Raw genomic sequence first — 13,659 nt, 5'->3', positions numbered from 1 at the left:
GTTCTCAATCCAGAAATTCGGGTTTCTGTTTGCTCATATGGGCGGCCATGGCCACGCGCAAGTCGGTGGATTGCAACATGGCGGCGTTCCAGGTGGCAACGTATTCGAGTCCGTCGTCGATGCGATGGTCGCGCATGTAGCTGATCATTTCCTTGGTACCGGTGACAGCAATCGGCGACTTGGAGGCGATGTCGCGAGCGATGTCGAGCACGCCTTCGAGCAGTGCGTCCTTGTCGCTGTAGACACGATTGACCAGGCCAATGCTGCGCGCCTCTTCGGCACCAAACGTGCGACCGGTGTAAGCCAGTTCACGCAGCATGCCGTCACCGATGATCCGTGGCAACCGTTGCAAAGTGCCAACATCGGCGGCCATGCCAATATCGATTTCCTTGATCGAGAATTGCGCGTCCTCGGCGGCGTAGCGCATGTCACAGGCAGCAATCAGATCAATGGCGCCGCCCAGGCAGTAACCCTGAATCGCCGCGAGCACCGGTTTGCGGCAGTTGTCGACGGCGTTGAACGAGGCTTGCAGGGTCAGGATTTTTTTGCGCAACAGGCGCGCATTGCGCCCGACGTCCTTGCCCAGTTCACTGGCGACGCCGGCAAGCATCATCAGGTCGATGCCGGAGGAAAAGTGTTTACCGTTGCCGCTGAGCACCACCACCCGCACTTCGTCGGTGTCGTCGATCCACTGGAAAATCTCGACGATCTCGCTCCAGAACGCGGCATTCATCGAGTTGATCTTTTCCGGGCGATTGATCTGCACATGGGCGATCTTGTCGGCCAGTTCGACGCTGAAGGCGGAGTATTGAGTCATGGCAGTGATCCTTTTACCGGGCTGGAATTAAGGCCCGAACTATAACAAGGCATCACGGTGGCGGTTCGGCCAAATGCGGGACTCACACAAATACACTTCCCTCTACAGGGGATTTAGCCCCCATATCATCTGGCCAACCGCCTGAGCCCAAACAACATTCCCCCCGCCCCCAATAACATCACTGCCAGAAACACCGGATAGGAAATCCACCACGGTGTCCCCGCTGTCATCATGCTGAACTCCGACATGCCGCCGATGCTCGCAATCAGGTTCAACGGCAAAAACACCACGTTGATCAACGTCAGTTTGCGCAGCAAATTATTCATGCTGTTGTTCATCAGGTTGCCGCGCGCGTCGATCAGGCCGGAGAACACCGTGGAGTAAATCTCGGCCTGTTTGTAGCACTGGTTGTTTTCGATGATCAGGTCGTCAATCAGGCCCAGCGCTTCGCTGCTGAAGTGCTGTTTCTCGGCGTGATTCCGCAGGCGCGTCAGTACCGCGCCGTTGCTGTGCAGGGCGTTGATGTAATAGATCAGGCTTTCACTGAGGTTGAACATCTGCACCAGATGCTGGTTCTGCATCGAGGCGTTGAATTTCTGCTGCAACTCGCGGGCGACCAGTTTGATCACCTTCAAGTGTCCGAGGTAGTGATGGATGTTGTTGAACAGCAAGTCGAGCAAAACATCCAGCGGCGTGTTTAACGGCTGGCGGGTGCCGAGGCCGTGCAACGGCGTGTCGTCGGTGGCAATCACCAACAGTTGCCCCGGCGCGAACAGCAGGCCGCAGGACGACACTTCAAATGCCAGGCTGCCACCGCCGGAATAGTTTTCCGGGCGTTTCCAGATCAGGAACAAGTGATCCGGGTGAAACTCGATCCGCGACACCTCATCCGGGTCCAGTGCCGAGGCCAGTGCGTGCTCATCGACTTTGAAATGGCTGTGCAACAGGTCGCGCTCGGCGGCGTCAGGGTTGCTGAACAGCATCACCTCGGCGTCCAACCGCTCGACGCGCTGCAAAGCGCCATGGCTCAGAGCAAAACTGCTGATCATCGGCGCTTCACCAGGCCTGGCCGCGGCGTTTGAGCTCCAACCGTCGCACAAACTCTTCCAGCACCAGTGAGTACAAATCGTCCTGCAAATACGCGTCTTCGATGCCCGCGTCGAGGTTCGGGTTGTCGTTGACTTCGATCACCACGACCTTGTCCCCCGCCTGTTTGAGGTCGACGCCGTAAAGGCCGTCGCCAATCAGGTTGGCCGTCTTCACCGCCAGCTCCACCACCGCGCGGGGTGCCTCGTGGACGGCCAGTGTCCGGCATTCGCCGTTGACGTCCTGGCCCTTGGCCTTGTGGTTGTAGATCTGCCAGTGTCCCTTGGACATGAAATACTGACAGGCAAAGATCGGTTTGCGGTTGAGGACACCGATGCGCCAGTCGTATTCGGTGTAGAAAAACTCCTGGGCCAGCAACAGCACCGAGTGTTCGAACAGTTCGGCCGTGGCTTCGAGCAGCGCCTGCTGGCTTTCCACCTTGATCACACCCCGTGAAAAACAGCCGTCGGGAATCTTCAGTACCAACGGAAAGCCCAGGCGTTCGCCTACCCGCTCGAAGTCTTCGGGTCGCTCCTTGTAGAGAATCTCGGTGGCGGGCATACCCAGTTGATGGCTGTTGAGCAGATCGGTGAGGTAGACCTTATTGGTGCACCGCAGAATCGACGTCGGATCGTCCATCACCACCAGCCCTTCGCTTTCGGCCTTCTTCGCGAACCGGTAAGTGTGGTTGTCGACGCTGGTGGTTTCGCGGATCAACAGGCCATCGTACTCGGCCAGTCGCGCGTAATCCTTGCGCTCGATCAGTTCGACGTCGATGCCCATGGTCTTGCCGACCCGAACGAAGTTCTCCAAGGCCTTGCTGTTTGACGGCGGCAACGCCTCTTGCGGATCGTGCAGGATCGCCAGGTCATAACGGGCCACTTGTGGCGAGCGCGGCACGCGCCAGACTTTACGGCTGAAACCGTCCAGTGCATTGGCAAACTGATCTTCCTGATCATCACGCAACTTGTGCAAGGCGCCGGACTTTATACCTTCGATGTGCCAGCCGTTGGTTCGCTTGAACTCAACTAACAATATCGGACAGGGAAATACTTCAAACAACTGACGGGCCAGATCCTGTAATGGCTCGATGTGCGTTTTGCCGAAATAAAGGGTCAGGGTAAAACCTTCGGTATCACTGTAAAGGTGATGACTAAGGGCTTTTTCCAGGGTTTTATCGAGATCATCCAGCGCCAGGCCGTAGAGTGACTTCTTGGTCAGTTCGCTGATTGTACGCACCGACGGAATCACCTTGTGCCCCCGTGCCTCCGCCAGCAGTGAGCAGTAATATCCGTGCCCCAGATACTTGTAGCTGCGGCACAGGTTGATCACCTGCACACGTTTTCCCGACTCGCTTTCACGGGTTTGCTCCAGGTATTGCTGCGCTGTGATGATGTCGTCGCTGGGGAAATATGAAGCCCAATCTTCCTTGCGCTCGACAATGATCAACACTTGACTGGATGCTCTAACCGCTGAATTTAAATAAGTTGCCGCCGGCAAACTTTGCTCCGATACTTCGCGCCAATGACCCTGTACCGCTGACATAGAGATTGATCCGTTGGAGAACAAGACCTTTTCTATTAAGCACGAAGTTTTTCGAAAGTCCCGTTTCGTTACGCAACTTTTACGGTGGTCATATGAGTACTGTTTTTCGTTTGGCGGTAGTTGAAGATCTGCCGGCGCTGCTGGCATTGGAAATGCAATGTTTCACCACGGATCGGCTCACCAGTCGCAGCTTTCAATGGATGATCACCCGGGCGAATGCTCAGTTGCTGGTGGCCGAGCGCGACAGTCAACTGCTCGGTTACGCGCTGGTGTTGTTTCACCGCGGCACTTCGCTGGCACGGCTTTACTCCATCGCAATTGCTACCGGGGCGCGTGGCACCGGTCTGGGCAAGCAACTGCTGCAACGGATCGAGGCCTGCGCACTGGAACATGATTGCGCCTACCTGCGCCTGGAGGTGCGTACTGACAACCCCGCTGCCATTGCTCTGTACGAACGCAACGGCTACCGGCGTTTCGCGTTGATTCACGACTACTACGAAGACCATGCGGATGCGCTGCGCCTGGAAAAACGCATTCTTCAGCACCGCGATTCGCGGAACATCAAGGTGCCCTGGTACGGGCAAACCACAGACTTCACCTGCGGCCCGGCGTGTCTGTTAATGGCCATGGGCGCACTGCACGCGGAGCGTTTGTTGGAGCGACGCGAGGAGTTGCAAATCTGGCGCGAGGCAACGACCGTGTTCATGACTTCGGGTCATGGCGGGTGCAGTCCGCAAGGATTGGCGCTCGCGGCATGGAAGCGCGGTTTTCGGGTACGTCTGGAGCTGAGCCTGGCCGGACCGTTGTTTCTTGACGGAGTGCGCGACGAACATAAAAAAGACGTCATGCGCCTGGTTCACGAGGAGTTCACTGCGCAGTTGCAGGACACCGATGTGGAGCGAGTGATCGGTACACCACTCGATTTGCCGCGCTTGCTTGATGCAGGTGGGCAGCCGCTGGTGTTGATCAGCAGCTATCGCCTGACCCGATCCAAGTCACCGCACTGGGTGGTCGTGACTGACTGTGATGAAGATTTCGTTTACCTGCACGACCCGGATGTCGATCACAGCCAGCATCGACAACCCATGGATTGCCAGCATGTGCCGGTCAGTCACGGGGAATTCGAGAAGATGTGCCGGTTTGGGCGGGGAAAGTTACGGGCTGCCGTAATTTTGTACAGCCGCAATGCGCGCTGAACGCAAGGTGAGGGGCTCCTCCCCTCACCTGTCCGGCACTGCGCTATTTCAGGCCAATCCTGTACAGCGAACCATCGGACTCGTCCGTCAGCACATACAGATAACCGTCGGGGCCTTGCCGTACATCCCTGATCCGTTGCTTGAGGTCACCCAGCAAGCGTTCCTCATGCACAACCTTGTCGCCTTCGAACTGCAATCGAATCAAATCTTGAGAAACCAAAGCCCCGATAAACGCATTGTGTTGCCACGGCTTGAACCGATCGCCATCGTAGAACGCCATTCCCGAAACGCCCGGTGACTTTTCCCACACATGGTGCGGATCAACCGCACCTTCGACACTTTTGCCTTTGGCTTCCGGGATTGGCTGCAGCGAATAGTTGATGCCGTGAGTCGCCAGCGGCCACCCGTAGTTTTTCCCGCGCTCGATGATGTTTACCTCATCGCCACCACGCGGCCCGTGTTCGTTTTCCCAAACTGTGCCGGTCCACGGATTGAGCGCCGCACCCTGCGGGTTGCGAATGCCGTAGGACCAGATTTCCGGCCGCACCCCGGATTGCCCCACGAACGGATTGTCGTCCGGGACCTTGCCGTCCGGATAAATCCTTACGATTTTGCCCTGCAGCTTGTCGAGATCCTGCGCAGTCGGCCGGTCGTTGTTTTCGCCCAGGGTGATGAACAGATAGCCGTCGCGATCAAACACCAGCCGCGAACCGAAGTGGTTGCCGGTGGAGAGCTTAGGCTCCTGGCGGAAAATGACTTTGAAGTCCTTCAGCGTTTTCAGGTCATCCGACAAATAGCCGCGACCCACCGCCGTCCCGGCCTTATCCCCCGCTCCGCCACCCTCGGCGTATGACAGGTAAACCAGGCGATCCTGTTTGAAGTCCGGTGACAAAACGACATCCAGCAATCCGCCCTGCCCCTTGGCCCAGACCTTGGGCACACCGCTTATCGGTGCCGACAGACTGCCGTCCGCGCCAACCATTCGCAGGTTACCCGGTCGTTCGGTCACCAGCATGCCTTGGCGATCCGGCAGGAAGGCCAGCGCCCATGGATTCTCGAGTCCCTGGGCAATGGTGGTGACTTCAAGGGTGCCCTGCTCGCTTTGCAGCTCCTTGGGGGCTGCGGCGAACACCGGAGCGCTGATCAGTGCGCCGGCGCAAAGGGTGGCTAGAAGGGTTTTACGCAACATGCACGATTCCTTTTGTCTGTTTCAAAGGCTGGCAGAAACTCGGCCCTGCCGTTCAACGATTAGTGTTGGTGCTTCGCGAAGGTGGATTGGGAATGAATGTAGGTGGCGTACCGGGCACCGAACGAATCGGCTGGCCGTTGCCAATACCTCGGTTTTCGACCGTGGGCTGACGGGGTGCAGGAACAGTGTTCGGCGCGCGGATTGGCGGGGCGCTGGGCTGGGTGCCCTGCATGCTGTTGGGGTTGGCCCGGCGGATCGGGCTGTTATAGGGATTATTGCTGTTGCCGGCCGGACTCTGCGCCAGCACAACGTCCGCATGAACCAAACCACCACTGAGTGTCAGGACGGCGACGCCAATCAGAAATCGGTTCACGGGATGGCCTCTCGATGTGCGTGGGATAGAGCCTTCGAGTGCACGCTACGCCGTGGGTTCGGATTTGTTAACCCGTCAGCCTTAAACAACATGTAACACGGCTTGACCAAGTCATCCGAACCCCCCGCAATCATTGGAAACTTTCGCCGTGGGCCATGGGTCACCTGAACATCACTCGGAGAACTCACCATGGCTCGGGCAATCTGGAAAGGCGCAATCAGTTTCGGACTCGTGCATATTCCCGTTGCGCTGGTTTCAGCGACGTCGTCCCAAGGCGTGGACTTCGACTGGCTGGACAGCCGCAGCATGGACCCGGTGGGCTACAAACGCGTGAACAAGGTGACCGGCAAGGAAGTCACCAAGGACAATATCGTCAAAGGCGTGGCTTACGAAAAGGGCCGTTATGTCGTGCTCAGCGAAGAGGAGATCCGCTCGGCGCACCCGGTATCGACCCAGACCATCGACATCTTTTCCTTTGTCGACGCCGAGCAGATTCCGCTGCAGAACATCGACACGCCCTACTACCTCGCGCCGGACAAGCGTGGCGGCAAGGTCTATGCGCTGTTGCGTGAAACCCTGAGCAAGACCAACAAAGTTGCCCTCGCCCGCGTGGTGTTGCATACGCGCCAGTATCTGGCGGCGTTGATGCCACTGGAGTCGGCGTTGGTGCTGGTCAAATTGCGTTGGCCGCAAGAGGTCCGCGGCCTTGATCAACTGGAACTTGGCAGCGAGGTCACCAAGCCACAACTGGCCAAAGGTGAATTGGACATGGCCAAGAGGTTGGTTGAGGACATGAGCGGGGACTGGAAGCCCGAGGACTACAACGACGAATTTGAAGACAAGATCATGGCGCTGGTGGAGAAAAAGGCCCACGAAGGCAAGATCGAGGATGTTGAAACGGTGGGTGGCGAGGAAGAGCGCAAGACTGCCGACGTGATCGACCTGACCGAGTTGCTTAAACGCAGTCTGGGTGGCAAGGCGCCGGCTAAACCGAAGACCAAGGCAGCCAGCAAAGCTGCGCCGGCCAAGCGAACCAAGAAAGCGTCCGGGGCATGACAACTGAGGGATTGTCAGGTAACTGACAGGTTGCTTTTGAGACAGTCGTCGCTGGCTTGCCAGCGATGGCGTCAGCTCACTCACACCCTATTCAGATGAGGATGAAGACCGCCAACAAACCGCCGAAGATCGCCCACTTTTCCATGTAATACCGTGCACGATTACGCTTTTTCAGCTCTTTACCACGCAAACGGATCTTGTAGATTTTGGTAAACAACCGGTTGATCCCACCGGTCCGGTCACCCGCATCGTTTGGCGCACCCGCTGCCGACATCACCGTGCGGCTGAACCAGCTATTGAACGCTGCGGCCCAGCGATACTTCATGGGGCGTTCGATGTCACAGAACAGGATGATCCGGTTCTTGTCGGTGGTGTTTTCCGCGTAATGGATGAAGGTTTCATCGAACATCACCGCTTCACCGTCGCGCCAGTGATAGTTCTCGCCGTCGACATTGATGTAGCAACCAGCATCGTTCGGCGTTTCCAGGCCGAGGTGATAGCGGTAGGAACCGGCGTAGGGGTCGCGGTGGCGCACCAGCTTCGAGCCCGGCGGCAATTCGGCGAACATGGCCGCTTTGATCGAACCGATTCTCTGCACCAGTTCCGTGGTGCGCGGGCACAGTTTCATCGCCGACGGATGGCTCTCGCCGTACCACTTGAGGTAGAAACGCTTCCAGCCGCTTTTGAAGAACGAGTTAAAGCCGACATCGTCGTACTGGTTCGAGCGTTTTATCTCGCCGGCGCGCAGCAAGTTTTGCCCTTCTTCGCGGATCTCCTCCCAATGTGCCTGCAACGGGCTTAGATCGGGAAATTCGGACGGGTCGAGGAAAGGCTTGTTCGGTTTTTTCGAGAACAGGTACAGGAAGCAATTGATCGGCGCGAGAAACGTCGAATGGTCGCTCAGTTGCCGGCCCAGCTTGTGGCGCACACGGCCACGCAGGTGAACGTATGCAATGGAAATGACATAAATAGCAGCAATGATGAGTTTCACGAAAATCGTCACACGTCAGAAGAGAACAAACTGCGCGCCTGGGGCCTGAGGAGGCCCAGCGTCTGATGCAGTGGTCTGAGTACAAATGGCACGTCCTTGAGCCCGCGCCGCTGTAGGACGCTGGGTGAATGGATGGCATTTTAGCCACACTTTGTAACCGATAGTGAACCTTCATCTGTGAAAAACTGTCCCGCGATTGTGCCAATCGACGTTCGTGGCGTCTTCGCCCTATCGTTTAAAGAGCCAGACCAGTACAATCGCCGCCAAACTTTACGCGCCCCCCTTGGTTGATGACGGGACTTCCCCGCCTCAGCGCACTTTGACTCGGGCCAAGCGCTCCAGCCGCACCCTCGCTTTTTAAGAATGCTTCGCAGGAATAACTCTTGATCTCTACAGCTAACATCACGATGCAGTTCGGCGCCAAGCCGCTCTTCGAAAACGTTTCGGTCAAATTTGGCGCGGGCAACCGTTACGGCCTGATCGGCGCCAACGGTTGCGGCAAGTCGACCTTCATGAAAATCCTCGGCGGTGACCTCGACCCGTCCGGCGGTCAGGTCATGCTCGAGCCGAACGTGCGCCTGGGTAAATTGCGCCAGGATCAGTTCGCCTACGAAGAATTCACAGTGATCGACACCGTGATCATGGGTCACGAAGAGCTGTGGAAGGTCAAGGCCGAGCGTGATCGCATCTACTCGCTGCCGGAAATGAGCGAAGAAGACGGCATGGCCGTTGCCGAGCTGGAAACCGAGTTTGCCGAAATGGACGGCTACACCGCCGAATCCCGTGCCGGTGAACTGCTGCTCGGTCTGGGTATCGGCATCGAGCAGCATTTCGGCCCGATGAGCGAAGTATCGCCAGGCTGGAAGCTGCGTGTATTGCTGGCGCAGGCTCTGTTCTCCGATCCGGAAGTGCTGTTGCTCGACGAACCGACCAACCACCTGGACATCAACACCATTCGCTGGCTGGAAAACATCCTGACCCAGCGTAACAGCCTGATGATCATCATCTCTCACGACCGTCACTTCCTGAACAGCGTGTGCACACACATGGCTGACCTGGACTACGGCGAGCTGCGTCTGTTCCCGGGCAACTACGACGAGTACATGACCGTGGCGACCCAGTCCCGCGAGCAACTGCTGTCGGACAACGCCAAGAAGAAAGCACAGATTTCCGAACTGCAATCGTTCGTCAGCCGCTTCTCGGCGAACGCCTCGAAAGCCAAGCAGGCCACTTCCCGCGCCAAGGCGATCGACAAGATCCAACTGGCCGAAGTCAAGCCTTCTAGCCGTGTCAGCCCGTTCATCCGCTTCGATCAGAACAAGAAGCTGCACCGCCAGGCGGTGATGGTCGAAAAGATGGCCAAAGGTTTCGACGGCAAGCCGTTGTTCAAAGACTTCAGCTTCCAGGTTGAAGCGGGCGAGCGCGTGGCGATCATCGGCCCGAACGGTATCGGCAAGACCACTCTGCTGCGCACCCTGGTCAACGAACTGACCCCGGATGCCGGTAGCGTCAAGTGGACCGACGCTGCGGAACTGGGCTACTACGCCCAGGACCACGCGCACGACTTCGAAGACGACGTCACCCTGTTCGACTGGATGGGTCAGTGGACTCAGGGCGAGCAGATGATTCGCGGTACTTTGGGCCGCATGCTGTTCTCCAACGACGAGATCCTCAAGTCGGTCAAGGTGATCTCCGGTGGTGAACAAGGTCGCATGCTCTTCGGCAAGCTGATCCTGCAAAAGCCGAACGTTCTGATCATGGACGAACCGACCAACCACTTGGACATGGAATCGATCGAGGCGCTGAACCTGGCGCTGGAAAACTATCCCGGCACGCTGATCTTCGTCAGCCACGACCGTGAGTTCGTATCGTCCCTGGCCACGCGCATCATCGAGCTGAGCCCGGACGGCGTCACCGACTTCAGCGGCACCTATGATGACTACCTGCGTAGTCAGGGTGTGGTGTTTTAAGAGCAGCTATTAGTTTTTAGCGGCGAGCTGCAAGATGAAAGCCCTGTCCATGTGACGGGGCTTTTTGCATTTCAGACGTTGAAGATCAAAAGATCGCAGCCTAAGGCATCCCCTACCTCGATAAAAAGCGATCGCCTGCAGGAGCTGCTGGAGGCTGCGATGTTTTGATCGTTAGCCTGCTTTCTTTTATTCCAGGCCCACGCCATGATGCGAACTCTCCCACCGCCGCCCGCGAACGAGTCCTCATGTCTGCGCAGCAACAGCCACCACAAAGCTCCATGGCGATCACCCTGCAGATCGTCTCCATCGTTTTCTATACCTTTATTGCCTTCCTCTGCATCGGCCTGCCGATCGCGGTGTTGCCCGGGTACGTGCACGAGCAGTTGGGTTTCAGCGCGATCATCGCCGGGCTGGTCATTGGCTCGCAGTACCTGGCCACCCTGCTCAGTCGACCGATGGCCGGGCGCATGTCGGATACCGTCGGCACCAAACGGGCGATCGTTTATGGCTTGATCGGGATTGTGCTCAGTGGCGGGTTGACGCTGATTTCGACCTTGTTGCAAAGCTATCCACTGCCGAGCCTGTTGATTCTGATTGTCGGGCGCTTGCTGTTGGGCGTCGCGCAGGGACTGATCGGTGTCGGCACCATCAGTTGGTGCATGGGTCAGGTCGGTGTCGAGCATACGGCCAGATCCATTGGCTGGAACGGCATCGCGTCATACGGCGCGATTGCCATTGGCGCGCCACTGGGCGTGGTCATGGTTGCCGAATATGGTTTCGCCAGTCTGGGCATTTCGCTGTCGGTGCTGGCGGCGGGTGCGCTGTGGTTGATCCGGAATAAACCGTCAGTACCGGTGGTGCGTGGCGAACGGTTGCCTTTCTGGGCGGTGTTCGGCCGCATTGCACCGTTTGGTGCCAGCTTGAGTCTGGCCTCGATCGGCTACGGCACGCTGACCACGTTTATCACCCTTTATTACCTCAACCGCGGCTGGAGTGGCGCTGCGTATTGCCTGACGGTGTTCGGGGTATGCTTCATCGTCTCGCGGTTGATGTTCATTTCTGCGATCGCGCGTTTTGGCGGCTTTACCTCGGCGATCATCTGCATGACCGTGGAAACCGTGGGCCTGGTGATGTTGTGGCTCGCACCCTCCACGGCCTACGCACTGATCGGTGCGGGATTGGCCGGATTCGGGCTTTCGCTGGTGTATCCGGCGCTGGGTGTCGAAGCGATCAAGCAGGTGCCCAACTCCAGCCGTGGCGCCGGGTTGAGTGCTTATGCGGTGTTCTTCGATCTGGCGCTGGCGGTTGCCGGGCCGTTGATGGGGGCGGTGGCGTTGAATCTGGGGTATTCGTGGATTTTCTTCTGTGCAGCGATGTTGTCGGTGACGGGCCTGGGGTTGACCCTGCTGCTCAAGCGCCGGGCCGTGGGTTGAAAAACAGGATCAAAAGATCGCAGCCTTCGGCAGCTCCTACAGGGTGTACGCCATCCAAATGTAGGCGCTGCGGAACGCTGCGATCTTTTGATCTTATGAGTTACTGATCCGCCGTCTGCATCCCCGCCCGCGTCGGCCGGCCCAGCGTATGCGCGAAGAATCGACCGGCCTCGGAAATCAGATTGCGATGGATATTTTCCCGATCAACCCCATCAGCATCGGTACACAGGGCCGGCATGGCGATGATCTGCTCTTCATTACACGGCGCCATAAACACAAAGTGCCCTGCCCCGGCCAGTAACTTGAAGTCGGGCGCGGTCGGCAGTTTACGCGCCAGTGCTGCAGCGTTTTTATCGAACGCAACGAGTTTGTCGCCATCGCCGCTGTAAAGCAGCACGGGCACATGCACATCAGCCAGGGTATGGCGGCCGAACTTCAGGCTCAGTGGCGCCATCAACAGCAACGCATGCACGCGTGGATCGGCCACCGGTTGCAGGTCATCACGATCAACGATGAGTTCGCCTTGAGTGTTGCAGGCGTCACGGTCGTCCGGGCGTTCCTGGCAATAGCGGCGCAGGCGATCCAGATCCGGTTGGGCCCCCGACAGAATCAACGCTGTTTCGCCCCCAGCCGAGTAACCGATCACACCAACCTGATCGGCATTGACGAACGGCGCCAGCATCGAGTCGCCAAGGGTTGCGGTAATCGCTTCGGAAATCTGGATTGGCCGCCCGTAGAGATTGCTCAGGGTGCCGAGTCGGCTGTGATCCTTGGAGTTGTCACCGGGATGGATCACCGCCACCACCACAAAACCTTTGCGCGCCAGCGAGGTAGCAAGGTCATGCAGCGCCAGTGGCGTGCCGGTATTGCCATGAGACAGCATCAACATCGGAAAGCGGCCCATGGCGACTTTAGTGTCTTCGCCGGCCTCGACTGAATAACCTTCAAGCAGGCTCATATGTTCGCGGTCGCTGGACGGATAGAACGCGATGGCGCGCATCGGTTGCAGATCCAGCGGATCGAGGAACATCATCTCGTGATAACCGACGCTCCAGACGGGATGGCGCCCCGGCGCAGCCTGCACTGAATTCAGGCCGCCGAGCAGGCAAATCAGTAACGTTGCACAAAGACGCATCATGGGCTGCCCTACCCTGTTGTTACTCGATCGAAAGATACGTCGCGTTGTGAAGGCCGGAAACGCCGGGGATTTGGTACTCCGGTTCACCACTGCACTCAGACGTTGATCGCTTGACTGCATAACCTGGGCCAGATTATGTAACAGTCAGAAACAAAAAACTCCGCATCTGGCCCTTGCGGAACCAGAATACAGAGTTTTTAGGGGTTTGCCTGAACGAGCGCTGTTCTTTACGCAAGCCTTACGCGGCGGCGAACAGTTGCGCGCTGATCTTCGCTTGGGCAGCGGTCATGGCGTTATTGCGTACTTCGTCGCCATACGCCAGGCCTTCGGCACGGACGATTTCGATGTCGGTGATGCCGAGGAAACCCAGTACCAGCTTCAGATATTCCTCGTGGGCGATACCGCTGGCCTGGCCGGCATGAATGCCACCGGAGGTGGAAACGATCACCACTTTCTTCCCGCCGCACAGGCCTTCAGGGCCGGCTTCGGTGTAACGGAAAGTTTGACCGGCAACGGCAACACGGTCGATCCACGCTTTGAGTTGGGTCGGAACGGTGAAGTTGTACATAGGTGCTGCGATCACGATGGCGTCGGCGGCTTTGAACTCGGCGAGGGTCGACGCGCTGAGCTCGGCTTCGTGCTGCTGGGCAGCGTCGCGCAATTCAGCGGTGGTGCCAGCGGCAACCAGGGTGGTCGACGAGAAATGGCTGATCGCGTCAGCGGCCAGGTCACGGTAGGTCACCACGGCGCTTGGCTCAGCGGCTTGCCAGGCTTTGACGACTTGGCTGCTCAACTGACGGGAAGCCGAGTTGTCGCCCAGAATGCTCGAATCGATATGCAGCAGTTTCATGTGGAATCCCCTGGA

General features: G+C 57.9%; 12 protein-coding genes. 4 read left to right on the top strand and 8 right to left on the bottom strand.

Annotation, left to right across the window (positions count from 1 at the left end; all coding sequences use genetic code 11):
* Positions 1 to 4: 4 nt before the first annotated feature.
* The 3 genes from PSH79_RS13280 to PSH79_RS13270 all read right to left on the bottom strand — a co-directional run bounded on the left by PSH79_RS13280 (position 5) and on the right by PSH79_RS13270 (position 3,448).
* Entirely contained in the window at positions 5 to 817 is an 813-nt protein-coding gene (locus PSH79_RS13280) for a crotonase/enoyl-CoA hydratase family protein (protein WP_305443581.1), read from the bottom strand.
* A gap of 125 nt (positions 818 to 942) precedes the next feature.
* Positions 943 to 1,866 carry a magnesium transporter CorA family protein gene (locus tag PSH79_RS13275; protein ID WP_305443578.1) on the bottom strand — a complete coding sequence of 308 codons (924 nt, stop codon included), beginning with the start codon at positions 1,864 to 1,866 and terminating at the stop codon, positions 943 to 945.
* Positions 1,867 to 1,873: 7 nt separating this feature from the next.
* Complete coding sequence (locus PSH79_RS13270; RefSeq protein ID WP_305443577.1) at positions 1,874 to 3,448, bottom strand: RimK family protein; 1,575 nt, start codon at positions 3,446 to 3,448, stop codon at positions 1,874 to 1,876.
* Between the two features lie 92 nt (positions 3,449 to 3,540).
* On the opposite strand from PSH79_RS13270, the gene PSH79_RS13265 reads away from it, so the two are divergent.
* Positions 3,541 to 4,644 carry a GNAT family N-acetyltransferase/peptidase C39 family protein gene (locus PSH79_RS13265; RefSeq protein ID WP_305443575.1) on the top strand — a complete coding sequence of 368 codons (1,104 nt, stop codon included), beginning with the start codon at positions 3,541 to 3,543 and terminating at the stop codon, positions 4,642 to 4,644.
* A 43-nt stretch (positions 4,645 to 4,687) separates the two neighbouring features.
* On the opposite strand, the gene PSH79_RS13260 is transcribed toward PSH79_RS13265, so the two are convergent.
* Positions 4,688 to 5,833 (bottom strand): PQQ-dependent sugar dehydrogenase, encoded by a 1,146-nt coding sequence (locus tag PSH79_RS13260; RefSeq protein WP_305443573.1) that lies wholly within the window; start codon positions 5,831 to 5,833, stop codon positions 4,688 to 4,690.
* Between the two features lie 52 nt (positions 5,834 to 5,885).
* Entirely contained in the window at positions 5,886 to 6,206 is a 321-nt protein-coding gene (locus PSH79_RS13255) for a hypothetical protein (RefSeq protein ID WP_305443572.1), read from the bottom strand.
* Positions 6,207 to 6,395: 189 nt separating this feature from the next.
* On the opposite strand from PSH79_RS13255, the gene PSH79_RS13250 reads away from it, so the two are divergent.
* The gene (locus PSH79_RS13250) at positions 6,396 to 7,262 is read left to right on the top strand and encodes a Ku protein (RefSeq protein WP_305443571.1); all 867 of its coding nucleotides are present in this window, start codon (positions 6,396 to 6,398) and stop codon (positions 7,260 to 7,262) included.
* Between the two features lie 91 nt (positions 7,263 to 7,353).
* Here PSH79_RS13250 and lpxO read toward each other — a convergent pair whose 3' ends face one another.
* Positions 7,354 to 8,253 carry a lipid A hydroxylase LpxO gene (lpxO, locus tag PSH79_RS13245; RefSeq protein ID WP_305443570.1) on the bottom strand — a complete coding sequence of 300 codons (900 nt, stop codon included), beginning with the start codon at positions 8,251 to 8,253 and terminating at the stop codon, positions 7,354 to 7,356.
* A 383-nt stretch (positions 8,254 to 8,636) separates the two neighbouring features.
* On the opposite strand from lpxO, the gene PSH79_RS13240 reads away from it, so the two are divergent.
* Positions 8,637 to 10,223 carry an ABC-F family ATPase gene (locus PSH79_RS13240; protein WP_305443569.1) on the top strand — a complete coding sequence of 529 codons (1,587 nt, stop codon included), beginning with the start codon at positions 8,637 to 8,639 and terminating at the stop codon, positions 10,221 to 10,223.
* A 245-nt stretch (positions 10,224 to 10,468) separates the two neighbouring features.
* The gene (locus tag PSH79_RS13235) at positions 10,469 to 11,656 is read left to right on the top strand and encodes an MFS transporter (RefSeq protein WP_305443568.1); all 1,188 of its coding nucleotides are present in this window, start codon (positions 10,469 to 10,471) and stop codon (positions 11,654 to 11,656) included.
* A 100-nt stretch (positions 11,657 to 11,756) separates the two neighbouring features.
* Here PSH79_RS13235 and PSH79_RS13230 read toward each other — a convergent pair whose 3' ends face one another.
* Both PSH79_RS13230 and PSH79_RS13225 read right to left on the bottom strand, forming a co-directional pair.
* On the bottom strand, positions 11,757 to 12,794 hold the full coding sequence (locus PSH79_RS13230) for a dienelactone hydrolase (protein ID WP_305443566.1): 1,038 nt from the start codon (positions 12,792 to 12,794) through the stop codon (positions 11,757 to 11,759).
* A gap of 238 nt (positions 12,795 to 13,032) precedes the next feature.
* Positions 13,033 to 13,644, bottom strand: coding sequence for an FMN-dependent NADH-azoreductase (locus PSH79_RS13225; protein ID WP_305443565.1), 612 nt, complete (start codon positions 13,642 to 13,644; stop codon positions 13,033 to 13,035).
* Between the last annotated feature and the right edge of the window lie 15 nt (positions 13,645 to 13,659).

This window comes from Pseudomonas sp. FP2196 (genome assembly GCF_030687715.1).
Taxonomy (GTDB): Bacteria; Pseudomonadota; Gammaproteobacteria; order Pseudomonadales; family Pseudomonadaceae; genus Aquipseudomonas.
The sequence above is the reverse complement of the archived record's forward strand: the minus strand, read 5'-3'. Positions and strand labels throughout refer to the sequence as shown.

Excerpts from the sequence above, each read along its gene's own strand:
- PSH79_RS13280 (WP_305443581.1), bottom strand. The coding sequence starts at position 817 with ATGACTCAATACTCCGCCTTCAGCGTCGAACTGGCCGACAAGATCGCC.
- PSH79_RS13275 (WP_305443578.1), bottom strand. The coding sequence starts at position 1,866 with ATGATCAGCAGTTTTGCTCTGAGCCATGGCGCTTTGCAGCGCGTCGAG.
- PSH79_RS13270 (WP_305443577.1), bottom strand. The coding sequence starts at position 3,448 with ATGTCAGCGGTACAGGGTCATTGGCGCGAAGTATCGGAGCAAAGTTTG.
- PSH79_RS13265 (WP_305443575.1), top strand. The coding sequence starts at position 3,541 with ATGAGTACTGTTTTTCGTTTGGCGGTAGTTGAAGATCTGCCGGCGCTG.
- PSH79_RS13260 (WP_305443573.1), bottom strand. The coding sequence starts at position 5,833 with ATGTTGCGTAAAACCCTTCTAGCCACCCTTTGCGCCGGCGCACTGATC.
- PSH79_RS13250 (WP_305443571.1), top strand. The coding sequence starts at position 6,396 with ATGGCTCGGGCAATCTGGAAAGGCGCAATCAGTTTCGGACTCGTGCAT.
- PSH79_RS13235 (WP_305443568.1), top strand. The coding sequence starts at position 10,469 with ATGTCTGCGCAGCAACAGCCACCACAAAGCTCCATGGCGATCACCCTG.
- PSH79_RS13230 (WP_305443566.1), bottom strand. The coding sequence starts at position 12,794 with ATGATGCGTCTTTGTGCAACGTTACTGATTTGCCTGCTCGGCGGCCTG.
- PSH79_RS13225 (WP_305443565.1), bottom strand. The coding sequence starts at position 13,644 with ATGAAACTGCTGCATATCGATTCGAGCATTCTGGGCGACAACTCGGCT.